We start from the raw sequence: 17,744 nt of genomic DNA on the forward strand, positions 1-17,744 counted from the left end.
CAGCTTTCAAGTCGAGAAAGGGGTGAGAAAAATATGCATGAAGCTCCAATTATTATGCTTGGCGGATTTCGACTGGATCTATCGGTTCTGTTGATGCTGGTGGTTACAGGTGCACTTGTTTTCATTTTTGCTGTACTGGCAACACGTAGATTATCCGTTGAAAATCCCGGCAAGCTGCAAAATTTTATGGAGTGGGCAGTAGAATTCGTCCGCAATCTGATTTCCAGCACGATGGATATGAAGAAAGGGAAACATTTTATCTCTCTCGCTCTTTCCATGATTATGTTCATTTTTGTAGGTAATATGCTAGGTCTTCCGTTTCAGGCGGTTACTGAAGTTACGGAGGTTAGTCAGGCGCAGGTATTCAATCAACCGATTGTCACTGCTGTTGATGCGTTTAACGAAGCGCATGCCAAGGACCCTGAAGCACATCCACACGTTGAACTGGCTTGGTGGAAATCACCGACAGCCGACTTGTCTGTAACGATGGGACTGGCACTCGTAGCATTCCTGGTATCTCATGGACTCGGATTGTTCCGTAACACAAGAGGATATCTCCAGCATTATCTTAAACCGTTCGCCTTGTTCTTGCCGATCAATCTGATAGAGACGGCATCCAAGCTGCTGACACACGGAATGCGTTTGTTCGCGAATATTTTCGCGGGCGAGGTACTGATTACAACGATCCTGAAGCTGACCACGTTCAAAGTGTTTGGTGCCATTGCAGCGATTCCGTTGCTTATGGTGTGGCAGGGCTTTAGTATCTTTATCGGCGCAATCCAGGCATTTGTTTTTGTAATCTTGATGATGGTGTACATTTCACAAAGCATCGAGACGCATGACGAACATTAAGTTTCAAGCCCTACGAAGATTTCTTCACCAGGCTGAACAATAAAAAATTCGATTTAACATTTTAAGGAGGATATACAAATGGGAGCAATGGCATTAATCGCAGCAGCAATTGTTGCAGGACTGGGCGCGTTTGGCGCAGGTATTGGTAACGGTATGGTAATCAGCAAAACGGTGGAAGGTATCGCTCGTCAACCGGAAGCGAAATCCACTCTTCAAACAACAATGTTTATCGGGGTAGGTCTGATCGAAGTATTGCCGATCATCGGTGTGGTACTGGCGTTCATGTTCTACGGTATGGCTTAATTAAATCGATACAGGTTTGGCGGGGAAGGCCATAGCCATCCGCGCCTTCTTTTTAGGTAATGTCCGTTCTAACGGATGACGTTTCAAGGATACCTCCAGGAAGGAGTGAACAGATTGAGTTTCGTATGGGAAAATACGCTTCTTGCGATTATTGCATTTGCAATTTTATATTGGCTGCTTAGCCGTTATGCTTTCGGGCCTTTGTTCTCCATTATGGAAAAACGTCGTGAACTCGTGATGACGCAGATGAATGAGGCTGCTCAGACTCGGGAACAGGCCATTGCCTATGTGGAGGAACAAAAACAAGCTCTGGAGCAAGCGCGCAAAGATGCTTACGACATCATTGAACAGTCCAAACAAACGGGCGGTAAACAAGCCGAATCGATCTTGGCTGATGCGAAAGCGGAAGCTAATCGTCTCAAAGACGATGCTGTACGTGAGATTGAGAGTGAGAAGAACAAAGCTGTCGCAGCGCTTCGCAGCGAACTGGGTACAGCTTCCGTTCAAATCGCTTCCAAATTGATCAAAAAAGAAGTTGAGAACGGTCCTGCACAAGAGGAACTTGTGAACCAATACCTCAATGAGGTAGGAGGCCGACAATGAGCCGCGATACGATAGTTGCCAAGCGTTATGCGAAAGCATTGTTCGAAGTTGCTCTTCAGCAGCAGCAGGTACTTGAAGTTGAACAGGAACTGCGTGTGGTTGTCAGTGCATTGACTGGGGATGCTGATATCGAAAAATTCATCGTATCTCCCAACATCTCGGACGAAGCAAAGCAGAATGTCCTTCATTCAAGCCTTGATGGAAAGGTGTCCGAGCCTGTCCTTCGCACGGTTCTGCTGTTGATTGAGCGCGGACGCGTTGAATTGCTGGAAGCTTTGCTGAATGATTATCTGAAGATCCAAGGCGAGTCGCTCGGCATAGCTGATGCGCGCGTCTACTCGACTTATGCATTGAATGATGAAGAAAAAGAAGCGGTTGCTCGTGAATTCGGTGGCCGTGTGAATAAAAAGATTCGTATCGAGAATTTTGTTGATCCGACTCTGCTGGGCGGATTGAAAGTCGCCATTGGCGATACGATCTATGACGGCAGCTTGGCTGGCAAGCTCGAACGTCTTGAGCAGTCTTTTAACAGACGAGTACAGTAGATTGGGGTGAGGACACTTGAGTATCAAACCAGAAGAAATCAGTACATTAATTAAGAGCCAGATCGAACAATACAAAACCGATATCGATGTAGTCGAAGTCGGGACAGTTATTGAGGTCGGTGATGGTATTGCTCGTGTATACGGACTTGAGAACGTAATGTCCAACGAGTTGGTTGAATTCCCAAGCGGTGTTATGGGACTCGCCATGAACGTGGAAGAGAGCAACGTTGGTGTCGTTATCCTGGGACCTTACTATGATATTCGTGAAGGCGACCAAGTAAAACGTACCGGTCAAATCATGCAAGTGCCTGTTGGCGAAGCATTGATTGGACGCGTTGTTAACCCGCTCGGTATTCCAGTGGATGGCAAAGGGCCAATCGCTACAACGGAATTCCGTCCGGTTGAAGGTAAAGCACCAGGCGTAATGGATCGTAAATCAGTTCATGAGCCGATGCAAACAGGGATCAAAGCGATTGACGCAATGGTTCCAATCGGTCGCGGACAACGTGAGTTGATCATCGGTGACCGTCAAACAGGTAAAACATCAATCGCAATTGATGCGATCCTGAACCAAAAAGGCAGCGGCATGAAATGTATCTACGTTGCTATCGGTCAAAAACAATCTACAGTTGCACAAGTCGTAGAAACTCTTCGTCGTAAAGGCGCAATGGAGTACACGATTGTTGTAACTGCAGCAGCATCTGATCCATCACCATTGTTGTACATCGCACCGTATTCCGGTTGTTCGATGGGTGAGTACTTTATGTACAAAGGTGAGCACGTGTTGGTTATCTACGATGATTTGACCAAACAAGCTTCCGCATATCGTGAACTCTCCTTGCTTCTTCGCCGTCCACCGGGTCGTGAGGCTTATCCGGGTGATGTCTTCTACTTGCACTCCCGTTTGCTGGAGCGTGCAGCGAAGCTGAATGATGAGCTTGGTGGTGGTTCTTTAACCGCACTGCCGTTCATTGAAACACAAGCTTCCGACGTATCTGCTTACATTCCGACAAACGTAATCTCCATTACGGACGGACAAATCTTCTTGGAAGCTGACTTGTTCAATGCTGGACAACGCCCGGCGATCAACGTAGGTATCTCCGTATCCCGTGTTGGTGGTTCTGCTCAGATCAAAGCGATGAAAAAGGTTGCAGGTTCCCTGCGTCTCGACCTCGCTCAATATCGTGAGCTTCAAGCGTTCTCCCAGTTCGGTTCCGATCTGGATAAAGCGACTCAGGCCCGCCTGAATCGTGGTGCTCGCATGATGGAAATCCTGAAACAGGGTGTGAACCAGCCTTTGCCTGTAGAACAACAGGTTGTCAGCTTGTACACAGCGGTTAAAGGATTCCTGGATGAAATTCCTACAGGTGATGTGACTCGTTTTGAACAAGAATTCCTTGCGTTCATGGAGAGCAGCCATCCTGAGATTCTTCAATCCATCCGTGATACTAAAGAATTGACTGCAGACAATGAGAATGCTCTGAAGGGCGCTATCGAGAAGTTCAGAAAGAGCTTTTCTGTCTCCGTCTAAATAGATGATATGCAGTTGCGGAGTTGTTTAACCGATTCCGCATGTCTGCATGTATAACTTTGGCTCCGCCAAAGGTAAGATTATGCTTACGAAGTAGTTTTGACTTGGTCAAAACTATTGAATGCTTACGAAGTAGTTTTGACTACGTCAAAACTTGAAGGTGGTGAAATCATGGCAAAAGGCATGCGCGAAATAAAGCGGCAAATTAAAAGCGTACAAAGCACCAAGCAGATCACCAAAGCAATGGAGATGGTTGCTGCTGCAAAACTGCGTAAAGCGCAGGAAAAAGCGGAAGCAGCTCGTCCTTATTCGGAGAAACTGAAAGAAGTTGTGGCTAGTATTGCATCAAGCACGCAGGGAATTCAACATCCGATGCTGGAGAGCCGTCCGGTCAAAAAGACAGCTTATCTAATCATTACATCGGACCGTGGTCTTGCGGGTGGTTACAATGCAAATATTTTGCGTCAGGTTAATCTGACACTCAAAGAAAAACACAACTCTCAGGATGACTACGAATTGTTCGTCATTGGGCGTAAAGGACGCGATTATTTCAGACGGCGCGAAATTGCGATCGCATCCACTACAACGGATCTATCCGATTCACCAGCATTTGCAGACATCAAATCCATTGCACACGAAGCTGTTCAAGGATTTGAGCTGGCTAAATTTGATGAATTGTACATTTGTTATAACCGCTTTGTGAATGCGTTGACCCAGATTCCTACGGTAGAAAAACTTCTTCCGATGGAAACACCTGAGGTAACTGCTGCGGAAGGACCGACGGCAAGCTACGAATACGAGCCTTCAGCTGAAGCTGTACTGGAAGTTTTGCTACCGCGTTATGCGGAAACGCTGATCTACGGTGCACTTCTGAATGGTAAGGCGAGTGAGTTGGGTGCCAAAATGACTGCGATGGGTAATGCAACCAAAAATGCATCGAAACTCATCAACGATTTGTCATTGACCTATAACCGTGCTCGTCAAGCGGCGATTACGCAGGAGATTACGGAAATTGTGGCAGGTGCCAACGCAGCACAAGGCTAACCGTTTTTTATTAATGAAGGCTTGCAGTGCAGAGATAACAGAGAACGGAACTTTATTTCTGCAAAACTAGCAGGCTTGTAGGAGGGGAACGTTAAGATGAACAAAGGACGCGTTGTGAGCATCATGGGTCCGGTTGTTGACGTCGAGTTTGATCGCGGCGGTCTGCCGGAAATCCTCAATGCCATTACGATCACTACAGTAAGCGAAAGCGGCGTAAGTGTGAATCTGACACTCGAAGCTTCGAAACATCTGGGTGACAACCGGGTACGTTGTATCGCGATGTCCTCCACGGATGGTCTCGTTCGTGGTATGGAAGCCGTAGATACAGGAGCTCCAATCTCTGTACCTGTTGGGGAAGCGACACTGGGTCGTGTATTTAACGTACTCGGCGAAGCTATTGATACTGGCGGCACTGTAGCTGCTGCACATAAAAATCCGATTCACCGCTCGGCTCCTGCATTTGATGAACTGACTACCCAAGCTGAAATGCTGGAGACAGGAATCAAAGTTATCGACTTGTTGGCTCCTTACGCCAAAGGTGGTAAAATCGGTCTCTTCGGTGGTGCCGGTGTAGGTAAAACCGTAACGATTCAGGAATTGATCAACAACATCGCACAAGAACACGGCGGTATCTCCGTATTCGCAGGTGTTGGTGAGCGTACACGTGAAGGTAATGACTTGTATCACGAGATGAGTGATTCAGGCGTTATCAACAAAACAGCAATGGTCTTCGGACAAATGAACGAGCCTCCAGGCGCACGTCTTCGTGTAGCCCTCACAGGTCTGACCATGGCGGAATACTTCCGTGATGAAGAAGGCCGTGACGTGTTGCTCTTTATCGATAACATCTTCCGTTTCACCCAAGCAGGTTCAGAAGTATCTGCCTTGCTCGGACGTATGCCTTCCGCGGTAGGTTACCAACCTACGCTGGCAACGGAAATGGGTCAACTGCAAGAACGTATCACTTCGACCAAAAAAGGTTCGGTAACGTCCATCCAGGCCATCTACGTACCAGCGGATGACTATACTGACCCGGCTCCAGCAACGACGTTTGCCCACTTGGATGCAACGACGAACCTGGAACGTAAAATTTCAGAGATGGGTATCTACCCTGCGGTAGATCCGTTGGCATCCAGCTCCCGGATCTTGTCCCCTGAAGTTGTAGGCGAAGAGCATTACAACGTAGCTCAAGGCGTTAAACGCATCTTGGCGCGTTACAATGAATTGCAGGATATTATTGCGATTCTGGGTATGGATGAGTTGAGTGAGGAAGACAGAGCACTCGTTTACCGTGCTCGTAAGATTCAACGTTTCTTGTCCCAGCCTTTCCACGTTGCTGAAGCATTTAACGGTATTCCGGGTAAATACGTTCCGGTTAAAGAAACGGTGCGCAGCTTTAAAGAAATTCTCGAAGGCAAGCACGACGATCTTCCGGAAGCAGCTTTCCTCTTCGTGGGTACAATTGAAGAGGCAGTGGAGAAAGCCAAAACACTGGTATAATCTGAATCCAGGATTGTCCTTAGAAGCGAGCTATCCTTCGGATAGTTTCAGGAGGGATGGAATTGAGCACCTTTTTGTTGGAAATCGTAACACCTGAGCGTCTGGTATATTCAGAACAAGTGGATAGTATCACGGCTCGTGGTATTGAAGGGGAGCTGGGCATTCTGCCAGGCCATATCCCTATGGTTACACCTTTACAGATCGCACCGATCTATATCAAAAACGGAAAAGAAAGCAAACGCGTCGCTATTGGTGGCGGGTTTATCGAAGTCCGTAAAGATAAGGTTGTTGTGCTCGCAGAAAGTGCCGAATTCCCGGAAAATATCGATGTGGACCGTGCGCGTGCGGCGAAAGAGCGGGCAGAACGCCGTCTCAGCAGCCAAAGCAATCAGGACCATTTTGATCACCGCCGGGCAGAGATTGCTCTGCAAAAAGCGGTTAACCGGATCAACGTATACGGCAAATAAACTACTCATCGGAGCCTGGCGGCTTAGTCTGCCAGGCTTTTTTGAGTTTTTGGAGTGTTATCTTTTCCAATTACAGTAAAATATATGGACATTATCTGCGGTTAAAGTGCTTGATTTAACGGCAAATAAAGTTAATTGTATTCACCGTTTATGGGCAGTTGAATAGAATGTAGGACTAAAGTCGTGGCGATAATGATCACTGTTGGAACCATTTTTAACGACGGAAATCTGAATTATTTCCGAGGAAATGACAGGATCGATATCGAAATAACGCTCTTTTATGTCGTTTTAGTCACAAAATCCCGGCATTTTGAATTTAAAATAATATCAAAGTGGAAATCAATGTAATTGACAATGTATGATGAAAGAGCCTATATTCCATAGAGTCAGCAGATGCAGGAAGCTGCGTTGATGAATTCCATAGTCATTCACAGCCAGATTGTTGCTGCTCCGGATTGGGCATCCAGATTTCCTGCATGGCAGGAGTAAGTCTGACAGTAGGCTCGGTATGTTGTGTTCAAGTCATTCCATCGTTCTAACAAGTTATGGATGCCAGGCATAATTATGCTGATCGCTGCAACAAATGTGGAGGTAATGAATATATGGATACTGACCTGACGAATCAGTTGAACCAGACATTAAGTACGAATGGCTTAGTCTCAATTATCGTCTCTCTTTTATGTATAGCGTTGTCGTGGTGGGCTTTGCAGAATCTCAAGCTGGATTTAATCATCAGGCAGCCACGAGGAGCACAGGGAAGACTGTTACATTTACTGTTGGCCATTATACTTGGGCATGCTGTTTCAGGCTTTGTCATTGACTATTTGTCATGGACACAAATGTTGCGCCATTTGTTTTAATGTTGAGATGGTTGGTTAATCATCTGTTAGGTTCTTCAAGCAGTTCAATGTCGAATAACATCGATTAATTGTGTTAACAATTAGAGTATGAGTTGTCGGCAAATGAATTAAGAAAAAAGTGTGACGTGGAATTGGATGAATTTGAGATGTTTTATGTAAAAATGCTTGTATCGTACAATTCAACAATGTTATGATGGAAGTTAGGGAATTCACAATTGTTCACTTATTTTGTGGTTATAAACGGGATACCCGGTTGAATCCGGCTAATAATCATCCCATTCTGTCTGTTCAGATGCTTGCTGGCCTGTAAGGCATTACATTTACAAGTCGGAGGGCATCATGCAACGCACGTGGTATCATCGATATGGATTATAAACCAATTCTTTTCTGAATAGACATAAGGGCATTATTTGCCAGGCTATGTCGAAATTCCACACACAGCAACAGTCTTTTCTATTACAGAAGGGCTCACGTATTCCGGAATGAAGAAAAGGGAATAAAAGCGCGGAGGGAACCATGATGAGCAAATTTATCGTCCGCGGTGGCAAAAGGTTGACCGGAAGTGTCAAAGTTAGCGGCGCTAAAAATTCTGTTCTTCCGATCATCGCTGCCTCTCTCTTAGGGGAAGAAGGACAAAGCGTTATTATTGACGCTCCTCCTCTAGACGATGTGATGACGATTAACAAGGTGTTGGAATCGCTAGGAGCGGGTGTTACATACCGGGACGAAGTGATTACCGTAAATGCGGAGAAACTTACTTCCTGTGAGGCACCGTATGAATGGGTAAGTAAAATGCGGGCGTCATTTCTGGTCATGGGGCCATTGTTGACGCGTATGGGTCATACAAGAATTTCGCTTCCTGGTGGATGTGCCATCGGTACACGGCCTATTGATCAGCATTTGAAAGGTTTTGAAGCCATGGGCGCTGAGATCAGCTTGGGCCAAGGCTATATAGAAGCTCGTAGCCAAGGACGGTTGCGTGGCGCGAAAATTTATCTGGATGTGGCTTCCGTAGGTGCCACTCAAAATATTATGATGGCTGCAACATTGGCTGAAGGTGTAACTGTTCTGGAGAACGCGGCAAAAGAACCAGAAATCGTGGATCTTGCCAACTTCCTGAATGGAATGGGTGCAAAAGTACGAGGTGCCGGAACAGGAGTCATCCGCATCGAAGGTGTGGAGAAACTGTCTGGCGTGAAGCATACCGTCATTCCTGACCGGGTTGAAGCAGGTACCTATATGGCTGCTGCTGCAATTTCCGGTGGTGATGTGTATATCGAAGGTGCGATTTCAGACCACTTGGGTTCTGTTATTGCGAAGCTGGAAGAAATGGGTGTAACCATTCATCCTGACGAGAATGGCGTTCGTGTCATTGCAGATCGTCCGCTCAAGGCTGTGGATGTGAAAACATTACCATACCCAGGTTTTCCTACCGATATGCAATCCCAAATGATGGCCCTTTTGCTTGCGTCTGAAGGAACTTCTGTTGTAACAGAGACTGTTTTTGAAAATCGCTTCATGCATGTGGATGAATTCCAGTTGATGAATGCGGAGATCAAAGTTGAAGGACGTTCGTCCATCATCACGGGCAATGCCAAGCTGAAGGGTGCCAAAGTAACAGCTACCGATTTGCGTGCGGGTGCCGCACTTATTATCGCGGGTCTTGTTGCTGAAGGTACAACGGAAGTGGGCGGTGTTCATCACATCGACCGTGGCTACGTACATCTCGCTGAGAAGCTTAACGGACTTGGAGCCGATATTTATCGTATTTCGGTTGAAGAGCCTAAGCTGGATGCAGTTAAAGCTTCGAATGAAAAAGTCGGGGAAGAAGTACCACTGTTCAAAGTACAACCGACTTGGGCATAACATCGAATTAGACAATAAGCGTTGCTCTCTAGTATTAATCATACATCATTGTAAATTGCGGAGACGAGAGCATGCGTACTGTCATTTAAATTCAGATTAAAAGCTAAGCCATCTGGCTTGGCTTTTTTTGTGTTCAACAATCAACTGAATCAGTACCTGATTCTATTAATAGCTGGTCTTAACTTATATAGCATAACATCGTATTCTGTACCAATTCTGAACAAATGAAAGAGCATGCTTTTTGAGGAACGGATGGTACCTTATGGAACCGGATTCCGCGACAGATCAATGTTTTTTAATAATACATAGCAGAATTAAGTTGGAAATCGCCACATATGGAATGCCTTCGTTTCTCTTAAATCAGGTTCTATCAGATCCACGCAGCTCATACCCTAAACTATGGATTTGAACAAAAGGACCGGCGCTTGTCCGGCCATGGACAACGGAGGGTTATATCAAAATGAAAGAAGCTCGTGTGCAGGTTAAGGTACCTCTTGTCCCTCGTCCACTAGTGAAGGAGCCAGAAGAGATTGCTGGTTTCGGTGTGGAAAAAGACAAGCTTGCTTCAACGAACATCAGAACTGTTCCAGATGAGCCCATAACAACATCTCCTAGAGGGGCTGCCACCAAACAGGAGTCAGCTCAACACACTACGGCACGTATACACATACCTGTCATTGAATTAGACCAGTTTCGCCGTGTGAAGCGCCGCCGAATGCGTACGTTCGGCCGAGGCCGCAGATGGGGCAAGAACAACACTCGCTGGCAACCGGCAGCGGCTGTATCGGCAGTACTGGCACTTGCGCTGTTGATCCCCGCCATTCTAGTCTGGCCGCGGACGGATGATTCTGTTAAACCGATCCCTGTCCCACCTGGTACAGGCAGTGTAACGACTCCAGCACCTTCTCCAGCTGTACCCGTTACCTACCCTGAACCCCAAGTAAGGGTATACCTGTCCGCAACCGGTACAACGATGAATCTCCCGCTTGAAGATTATGTTACCGGAGTAGTCGCTGCCGAGATGCCAGCGGAGTTCAGATTGGAAGCTCTGAAGGCACAGGCCATTGCTGCAAGGACATTTATTGTGAGAAGACTGGCAGCCAACGATACAAGCGGTGTACCTTCAGGAGAAGCGGATGTAACGGATACTGTGAGTCATCAGGTATTTATACCACCAGAACAAGTAAGAGCGGACTGGACACGTCTGGGGAAAGCGAAGGAATGGGAGAAGCTGCAGCAGGCTGTCCGCGAAAGCAAAGATTCCGTCATGACATATCAAGGCAAGGCAATTACTGCATCCTTTTTCTCCACAAGTAATGGGTATACGGAGAATGCTGAGGATGTCTGGGGCAACCCAGTACCTTATTTGCAAAGTGTAGCGAGTCCGTGGGATAAAAATCTGGCTCCCGGCTTTGAAGAAACCATCACCATGAAGCGCAGTGAGATTCTCCAAAAGTTGAATCTGGGTGCAAATGCTATCCCTGTGAGTGCGCAGCAAAGCGGTGGCTGGATGGAAGTATTGTCTACAACGCAAGGCCATCGCATCAAGGTGATGCAGATTGCAGGTAAAACGTTTAGCGGGCCGGAAGTTCGAAAGCTGCTTGGGCTTCGATCCAGCCAGTTCAGCTGGAAGACCGATGGAGACGAGGTTCAAATTACAACGTATGGATACGGTCATGGAGTCGGCATGAGCCAATGGGGAGCCAACGGCATGGCACAGGAGGGTCACACCGCAACCCAGATTCTCAAACACTACTACACCGGCATCTCCTTCGGACAGGCATCCAAGATGCTGGCATCGAAGTAGAAACACTGGAATGAATGGATAAAGATAAAACCAGCAGTTGAACAGTGATTTGTGCAGGTTCCCCATCTTCTCTGTTGGAGAGTTAAAGAATCAGAGTCACCTTGTGGACGTGAAATGCCGCAATAGCGTCGATCAGGTTCGTTAGAAGTTTTACTGTCATAAGACATGATGATATGTTATTTTCCAGAAAACTGTCCTTCTGCTAATAAAGCGCACAGTATTGTTAGAAAGGTATCTGGTAGTATTATAGTGCTCCCGAATTGTTTGCGTTAGAAATAATTATTAGAGCGGCCTCTTCGTCCCTGTGCTTTCTCTTCTCGCTACTCTAGCGGAGCAATCTAACGAATCCCAGACGTCTTATATCGCCTAATATAGCTAATCTCATCCTACCTAATAATCACGTTAAATTGATTTCATCAACTCACTTCATAGAAGGAATGGCTTATTACAGCCAATCCAGGTTTCTCTACCAACCACCCCTTCCGGGCTTTCAAGACTTGGCTATATATGCGGAGTGTGCGAGCGTATGGAGAGCGCAGGGGACAGAAAAGGCCTGTAGAAACGAAGTGTCCGCCTTTACTCCCGGATTTCACCTTTAAAGAAGGTGATAGAAGAAATCTGGGAGTAACAGCCGGTCGAAAGGTTTTCTGGCCCCGAAGCGGTGCACGTACTAACACTCATCTCAGCATATATAGCACTCTTTGAAAGCTCCGTGAAAATAATTAGAGTCGCGCGTGTATAAAAGAGTTGCACCCGGTAACACTTGTTACTGAGGTGATTAAGATGAATGAACAAAACAAAAAATCAGTCCAAGAAGAAACTCCTAAAACAACTCAAGGAGTACCGGCTAGCCAGCCCTCTTCATGGAAAAGAGCAATGTCCAAACGTTGGGTCTTCCCGGCAGCCTACATCGCAGCAGCAGGCATTATACTAACCTTAGTGTGGGTCTATCAGGGCACAGGCGACAAAACGCTGAACTCGGACCCTGCTAACGGGGTAGTAGAAACAGGCGCATCGGCGGGTACAGAAGAAACAGCGGTTAACGGAGAACAGGAAAGTGTGGAAGTTGTTGCAAAGTCGGAGAATTTTGTATGGCCAGTAGCGGTTCCGTCAGAAATTTCGGTAGTAAAACCTTTCTATGACAACGAAGCTTCAAGTGAGGAACATGAAGCAGCGATGGTGCAGTACAATGACACATTTATTCCGAACACGGGTGTAGATCTGGCACGTGGGGATAACAAAACGTTCGAAGTCAAAGCAGCACTCGGCGGAAAAGTTACCCGGGTTGAACAAAACCCGCTGACAGGTCAAGTTGTGGAAATCACGCACAGTGATAACCTCAAAACCGTATACCAAAGCCTGGCTGACGTCAAAGTGAAACAGGATGATGAAGTGAAGCAAGGAGATGCAATTGCATCGGCTGGCGTTAATGAACTGGAAAAAACGCTGGGCAACCACCTTCACTTTGAAGTTTACGAAGACGGACAACCGGTTAACCCGCAAGGATATCTTCCGGAAAAATAAATGATTTTTACCGCAGCGACATGATGGGCAGAGGGATTTATCCTCTGCTCTTTTTGTGCTTTTCAGAAAATAATGGGACCTTCGAAGCTTGTCACACCTTTAAACCGCGAATATATAGGCATGCTCCTCATATAATGTACCAAACTATCCACACAGTAGGGAGGCGGGAGCGTGCACGATTACATCAAGGAACGGACCATAAAAATTGGTCGCTGCATTGTTGAGACGAGGAATACGGTCCGTACCATAGCCAAGGAATTCGGCGTGTCAAAGAGTACTGTGCATAAGGATCTGACGGAGCGTCTGCCGGAAATCAACCCTGATCTTGCTGACCAGGTGAAACACATTCTGGAGTATCATAAGTCCATCCGTCATTTGCGGGGCGGTGAAGCGACCAAAATTAAATACAAAAAAACAAGCGGTAAAAAACGCGAGGTGTTGGCTTCCGCTAAATCGTAGGGACCTGCGGAAAGACGTAGGCCAAAAAGCTCACACATGCATTGAATCCCTCCCCTGAAGTATGATATGTTAAAAGCTGGTACAGGATCGAATTATGACATCTTATCAGCCCGATTTTTACATATATATGTTGCACTTTGTCGAACGAGCGGTGACGTGATAAGGGACTCTTTTTCACAGGATACGCTGACCAAATAATATCACTTTGGGGGCTCTTTTATGTTTAGCAAGGATATCGGTATTGATCTTGGCACGGCGAACGTGCTTATTCACGTGAAAGGAAGTGGGGTCGTCCTCGATGAACCTTCCGTCGTGACCATTGAAAGCGATACGAAGCGGGTCCTTGCTGTTGGGGAAGAAGCGCGTCGTATGGTGGGGCGTACTCCAGGTAACATTGTTGCCATTAGACCGCTGCGTGACGGTGTTATTGCGGACTTCGAGATTACGGAAGCTATGCTTAGACATTTCATTAATCGTGTGGGGGCAAGAAGCTGGTACAGCCACCCGCGTATTCTGATCTGTGCACCAACCAACATTACTTCCGTGGAGCAGAAGGCTATCCGTGAAGCTGCTGAGCGCAGCGGTGCCAAAGAAGTATTTCTGGAAGAAGAGCCGAAAGCGGCAGCGATCGGTGCGGGGATGGATATTTTTCAGCCGAGCGGCAATATGGTCGTGGATATCGGCGGCGGAACGACTGACGTTGCAGTCCTGTCTATGGGCGACGTAGTCACCGCCTCTTCTATTAAAGTCGCAGGGGACAAGTTCGACGAAGCGATTATCAAGTTTATCAAAGCCAAATACAAACTCATGATCGGTGAACGTACAGCCGAAGATCTCAAAATTGCGATTGGTTCCGTACATCCGGGCGGACGTCAAACAGAGATGGACATTCGCGGTCGGGATATGGTATCCGGGTTGCCTGTTACCGTAACGGTGTCGGGGAATGAAGTGCAAGAGGCGCTATGGGATTCCGTGCAATCCATCATCGTTGCAGCTAAGTCGGTATTGGAGCGGACGCCACCGGAATTGTCAGCGGACATTATTGACCGAGGTGTCGTGTTGACAGGAGGAGGCGCTTTGCTGAACGGACTGGACGAACTGTTGTCCAATGAATTGCATGTACCGGTATGGGTTGCAGAGGATCCGATGCATTGTGTCGTGAAGGGGACAGGCATTATGCTGAATAATTTGGATCAAGTGGTTAAGAAAAAGTTCTAATCTGCCGATATAAAAAGCAAAGGTTCGCCCAAGCTCGGGAAGCAGAACGGACAAGCAGCCTGTAATGAAGGACAAGCGCTCATCTGAGGAGAGGGGTTAATACATGTTAAGAGGTCTGTACACCGCTACCGCGGGAATGATAACGCAACAACGCCGCCATGACACCGCAACACAGAATATCGTAAATATGAACACAACGGGATATAAACAAGTGAACAGCGTAAGCCGTTCTTTCCCGGAAATGCTCATTACTTTGGTAGGCGGAGACGCTAATCTTCCGACAAAGCGGCTGGGCAAGCTGAACACGGGTGTGTTCGCGGAAGAAAGTTTGTCCATGAATTTGCAGGGAGCCATTATGGAAAGTGGGCAAAAGAGTGATTTTGCCATTTCGTCCAATCTGGCCGTGAATGATCCACAGACAGGACAACCTGTCCCGTTTGACGGTTCGGGCAAATTTGTACGAGCTGATGGCACGGTAACTTACCAACCTCAGGCGTATTTTACAGTACAGGATGCAGAAGGAAACACAAGATATACACGTGATGGTCACTTCGAGGTTACAGGAACTGGACAGCTGCTCAGCTCAACAGGTTCACAAGTTCTGGATAATAATGGACAACCTGTTGTGTTGACAGGCTCGGTAGACCAATTTAAAGTGGATGAGCAAGGTCGTCTTGTTAATGCAGAGACGGGTGCACCCACAGGTGTAACATTGGGAATCAGTGTCATCGATCAACCCAACCAACTGGTACGTCAAGGCGATGGTAATTTCAGCCTGAATGATCAGAATGGAGCAACGGCCCGGATGATGGCTGCCGGTGATAATGTGCAGATCCGTCAGGGCTACCTGGAAGGTTCGAATGTAGATGCATCACAGGCAACTGTAGATATGAATGCAGCATTTCGTGCTTATGAAGCGAACCAGAAAGTCGTACAATTCTACGACCGCAGTCTGGATAAAGCCGTCAATGAAGTTGGGCGTGTATAACGCCAACGTATAATATAGCCGCGTAGCGAAGAGCCAAACGCCCTTTGCGAAGCAAAGCAGAGAGGCTCACGCGAAGCGCAAGCCAAAACGCAGCCGAGCTTATATGAGGATTGCGTAGCATTATCCCGAGCGCAGCGACGGTCTCGACAGTACTTTGCGAAGCAAAGCAGGGAGAGACCACGCGGAGCGCAAAGGTCTAAACGCAGCCGAGCCCGTGCGAGGATTGCGCAGCATTATCCTAAGCACAGCGAGGGTCTCGACAGTCCTTTGCAGAGCAAAGCAAAGAGAGACCACGCGGAGCGCAAAGGTCTAAACGCAACCGAGCCTATGCGAGGATTGCGCAGCATTACCCCAAGCGTAGCGACGGTCTCGACAGTCCTTTGCGAAGCAAAGCAAGGAGAGACCACGCGGAGCTACTCGCCGCACAAAGAGCGTGCCCAACTAATATTTAGCCATGTAAAACCATGGCGTAAATATTAGTTGGGCAGTCGCGGCGCACATACACCACCGTCGCTTAGCAAGATCATACCCCACGCACCCACTCCTCCTGTTTCGGGAGTCCAGAGGGCAGCGCCATCTGGGGCCCTCCCTACCAGGGAGGGTTTGGGAGGGTAGAACCAGGGAGGGTAACCACCGAATGAATAATTCCATGATTAGTGCAATGGTCTCCATGACCGGAATACAGCAGCGTCTGGATGTCATTTCCGATAATATTGCCAACGTAAATACGGCAGGCTATAAGAGTAAGCAAGCAGCCTTTGAAGATGTACTGACACGTGTGCAGCAGCAACCGGACAAGTACAAGCTGGATGGACGCTCCACCCCGATGGGATACAACCTCGGGTTTGGCGTACGTTTGGCTGATGTGACAAAGGATATGACTCAAGGTACACTCAATGAGACAGGCAATCCTACCGATCTGGCAATTGAAGGAAATGCAATGTTTGCAGTTGAAGCAAATGGTGAGAAAATGTGGACGCGTCAGGGTGCATTCCATTTTGTCCCTGATACAAGACCCAAAACGAATCCCAATGCGCCAGATATGATGGTATTGGTCAATGGCGAAGGCCACTTTGCATTGGATCGTCAAGGTAATCGCATTACGGCACCGAATAACAGCAAGGTTGCATTTGATGAAAAAGGCAATCTGTTGATCCGTCGTGGCAATGAAGCCAACGCAACGATTGGAGCCCAATTGCAACTCGTTGATATCGAGCGCCCGGAAGGGCTTGTGCAGTATGCGGATAACCTGTTTGGTCTGGATGCGGGTCTGACCGAGGATGATGTATTTGGAGCCAATGCAGCTACACGTGAAGCGACAGCCATGATCCGTGCAGGCTACATTGAACAATCCAACGTGGATTTGACACAAGAGATGGCTTTGCTGATGCAAGGACAGCGGACTTACCAACTGGCGGCACGCGCACTGACATCCAGTGATTCCATGTCGGGTCTTGCCAACAATATGAGAGCATAAAAGGTGAATGTGATGACAGATACACAGCAGCAGAACAGCAAGCCGGATAAGACGAAAGTCAAGAAGAAGAAGAGTGGATGGCGCATCGCAAGATGGTTTTTGGTTCCGGTCCTGCTTGTTCTTGCCCTCGCTGGCGGATTGGTGGCTGGCTACGTGGTACTGGGCAAACAGGATATCGGTTCCGTATTGCAGTGGAGTACATGGGAACATGTATATGATTTGGTGTTCGCTCCGTAGATGAACGATATATGCGAAAACTCCTGCGCAGGCAGGAGTTTTCTTTTTGGCGTTGAAAACAGTATAATGATGGATGACGTTTGACGTCAAAAGAGGCCTCCCCTGCGAAAGACATTCGTCATCGCGAAGAGAGACCCCTTATCTCAACCTTCACTACTGCAGTCATGAAGGATATAACTAGTGTTAACTGAAAATATGCTTTTCATACAAATTAAATGAAAACCACATTTTATATGAGCATCGACTTGATCATGTTGGGGTTGACGGCTTCCGCACTAAAGTAAGTGGAGGGAACGGAATCGTTCAGAAGAAGCGAAGCGCTCGCCTTTGTCACCGAATTTTAGACAACTCTAAAATGTATCAGAAAATTCGGGGACAACAGCGATCGAAAGAATGATCCGTAACCGTAACGACCTCTATTGCGCTTAACTTCAATCATGATGGAGAATCTCATATAAATGAC

The 17,744-nt window shown here is 47.3% G+C and carries 17 protein-coding genes; all 17 read left to right on the forward strand.

The window, feature by feature from the left end; all coding sequences use genetic code 11:
- Positions 1-33: 33 nt before the first annotated feature.
- The 17 genes from atpB (at position 34) to CS562_RS17855 (ending at position 17,281) form a co-directional block, all read left to right on the forward strand.
- Complete coding sequence (atpB, locus tag CS562_RS17775) at positions 34-852, forward strand: F0F1 ATP synthase subunit A (RefSeq protein WP_076287591.1); 819 nt, start codon at positions 34-36, stop codon at positions 850-852.
- Between the two features lie 78 nt (positions 853-930).
- Entirely contained in the window at positions 931-1,155 is a 225-nt protein-coding gene (atpE, locus tag CS562_RS17780) for a F0F1 ATP synthase subunit C (RefSeq protein ID WP_017691934.1), read from the forward strand.
- A gap of 114 nt (positions 1,156-1,269) precedes the next feature.
- Positions 1,270-1,758: a F0F1 ATP synthase subunit B gene (atpF, locus tag CS562_RS17785; RefSeq protein WP_024632720.1), complete on the forward strand. Its 489-nt coding sequence runs from the start codon at positions 1,270-1,272 to the stop codon at positions 1,756-1,758.
- Positions 1,755-2,303: a F0F1 ATP synthase subunit delta gene (locus CS562_RS17790; RefSeq protein WP_076287592.1), complete on the forward strand. Its 549-nt coding sequence runs from the start codon at positions 1,755-1,757 to the stop codon at positions 2,301-2,303. The genes atpF and CS562_RS17790 overlap by 4 nt, the downstream gene beginning before the upstream one ends.
- A 16-nt stretch (positions 2,304-2,319) precedes the next feature.
- A complete protein-coding gene (gene atpA, locus CS562_RS17795; RefSeq protein ID WP_076287593.1) occupies positions 2,320-3,834 on the forward strand; it encodes a F0F1 ATP synthase subunit alpha in 1,515 nt (504 codons plus the stop codon).
- A 171-nt stretch (positions 3,835-4,005) separates the two neighbouring features.
- The gene (gene atpG, locus CS562_RS17800) at positions 4,006-4,878 is read left to right on the forward strand and encodes an ATP synthase F1 subunit gamma (RefSeq protein ID WP_076287594.1); all 873 of its coding nucleotides are present in this window, start codon (positions 4,006-4,008) and stop codon (positions 4,876-4,878) included.
- Positions 4,879-4,974: 96 nt separating this feature from the next.
- Positions 4,975-6,378 (forward strand): F0F1 ATP synthase subunit beta, encoded by a 1,404-nt coding sequence (gene atpD / locus CS562_RS17805; protein WP_024632716.1) that lies wholly within the window; start codon positions 4,975-4,977, stop codon positions 6,376-6,378.
- Positions 6,379-6,440: 62 nt separating this feature from the next.
- The gene (locus CS562_RS17810) at positions 6,441-6,845 is read left to right on the forward strand and encodes a F0F1 ATP synthase subunit epsilon (RefSeq protein WP_076287595.1); all 405 of its coding nucleotides are present in this window, start codon (positions 6,441-6,443) and stop codon (positions 6,843-6,845) included.
- A gap of 602 nt (positions 6,846-7,447) precedes the next feature.
- Positions 7,448-7,705, forward strand: coding sequence for a DUF1146 family protein (locus tag CS562_RS17815; protein WP_062321714.1), 258 nt, complete (start codon positions 7,448-7,450; stop codon positions 7,703-7,705).
- Between the two features lie 519 nt (positions 7,706-8,224).
- Positions 8,225-9,571, forward strand: a complete 1,347-nt coding sequence (murA, locus tag CS562_RS17820) for a UDP-N-acetylglucosamine 1-carboxyvinyltransferase (RefSeq protein WP_083678749.1) — start codon at positions 8,225-8,227, stop codon at positions 9,569-9,571.
- Between the two features lie 460 nt (positions 9,572-10,031).
- Positions 10,032-11,378 (forward strand): stage II sporulation protein D, encoded by a 1,347-nt coding sequence (gene spoIID / locus CS562_RS17825; protein ID WP_099857625.1) that lies wholly within the window; start codon positions 10,032-10,034, stop codon positions 11,376-11,378.
- Positions 11,379-12,161: 783 nt separating this feature from the next.
- Positions 12,162-12,902, forward strand: a complete 741-nt coding sequence (locus tag CS562_RS17830; RefSeq protein ID WP_099857627.1) for a M23 family metallopeptidase — start codon at positions 12,162-12,164, stop codon at positions 12,900-12,902.
- 171 nt (positions 12,903-13,073) lie between these two features.
- Entirely contained in the window at positions 13,074-13,361 is a 288-nt protein-coding gene (gene spoIIID / locus CS562_RS17835) for a sporulation transcriptional regulator SpoIIID (RefSeq protein WP_024632710.1), read from the forward strand.
- Between the two features lie 219 nt (positions 13,362-13,580).
- Positions 13,581-14,579: a rod shape-determining protein gene (mreB, locus tag CS562_RS17840; RefSeq protein WP_076287598.1), complete on the forward strand. Its 999-nt coding sequence runs from the start codon at positions 13,581-13,583 to the stop codon at positions 14,577-14,579.
- Between the two features lie 103 nt (positions 14,580-14,682).
- Complete coding sequence (locus CS562_RS17845; RefSeq protein ID WP_064641898.1) at positions 14,683-15,567, forward strand: flagellar hook-basal body protein; 885 nt, start codon at positions 14,683-14,685, stop codon at positions 15,565-15,567.
- A gap of 637 nt (positions 15,568-16,204) precedes the next feature.
- Complete coding sequence (locus CS562_RS17850) at positions 16,205-17,044, forward strand: flagellar hook-basal body protein (RefSeq protein WP_076287600.1); 840 nt, start codon at positions 16,205-16,207, stop codon at positions 17,042-17,044.
- A 12-nt stretch (positions 17,045-17,056) separates the two neighbouring features.
- Positions 17,057-17,281, forward strand: a complete 225-nt coding sequence (locus CS562_RS17855) for a DNA-directed RNA polymerase subunit beta (protein WP_024632706.1) — start codon at positions 17,057-17,059, stop codon at positions 17,279-17,281.
- Positions 17,282-17,744: the final 463 nt, after the last annotated feature.

The sequence above is a fragment of the Paenibacillus sp. LK1 genome, from assembly GCF_002750415.1.
Lineage (GTDB): Bacteria > Bacillota > Bacilli > Paenibacillales > Paenibacillaceae > Paenibacillus > Paenibacillus taichungensis.

What these genes read in the sequence shown, in the direction of transcription:
- CS562_RS17790 (WP_076287592.1), top strand. Translation starts at nt 1,755, where the DNA reads ATGAGCCGCGATACGATAGTTGCCAAGCGTTATGCGAAAGCATTGTTC.
- CS562_RS17815 (WP_062321714.1), top strand. Translation starts at nt 7,448, where the DNA reads ATGGATACTGACCTGACGAATCAGTTGAACCAGACATTAAGTACGAAT.
- mreB (WP_076287598.1), top strand. Translation starts at nt 13,581, where the DNA reads ATGTTTAGCAAGGATATCGGTATTGATCTTGGCACGGCGAACGTGCTT.
- atpG (WP_076287594.1), top strand. Translation starts at nt 4,006, where the DNA reads ATGGCAAAAGGCATGCGCGAAATAAAGCGGCAAATTAAAAGCGTACAA.
- CS562_RS17855 (WP_024632706.1), top strand. Translation starts at nt 17,057, where the DNA reads ATGACAGATACACAGCAGCAGAACAGCAAGCCGGATAAGACGAAAGTC.
- atpE (WP_017691934.1), top strand. Translation starts at nt 931, where the DNA reads ATGGGAGCAATGGCATTAATCGCAGCAGCAATTGTTGCAGGACTGGGC.
- CS562_RS17830 (WP_099857627.1), top strand. Translation starts at nt 12,162, where the DNA reads ATGAATGAACAAAACAAAAAATCAGTCCAAGAAGAAACTCCTAAAACA.
- murA (WP_083678749.1), top strand. Translation starts at nt 8,225, where the DNA reads ATGAGCAAATTTATCGTCCGCGGTGGCAAAAGGTTGACCGGAAGTGTC.
- spoIID (WP_099857625.1), top strand. Translation starts at nt 10,032, where the DNA reads ATGAAAGAAGCTCGTGTGCAGGTTAAGGTACCTCTTGTCCCTCGTCCA.
- CS562_RS17850 (WP_076287600.1), top strand. Translation starts at nt 16,205, where the DNA reads ATGAATAATTCCATGATTAGTGCAATGGTCTCCATGACCGGAATACAG.
- atpB (WP_076287591.1), top strand. Translation starts at nt 34, where the DNA reads ATGCATGAAGCTCCAATTATTATGCTTGGCGGATTTCGACTGGATCTA.
- CS562_RS17845 (WP_064641898.1), top strand. Translation starts at nt 14,683, where the DNA reads ATGTTAAGAGGTCTGTACACCGCTACCGCGGGAATGATAACGCAACAA.
- atpD (WP_024632716.1), top strand. Translation starts at nt 4,975, where the DNA reads ATGAACAAAGGACGCGTTGTGAGCATCATGGGTCCGGTTGTTGACGTC.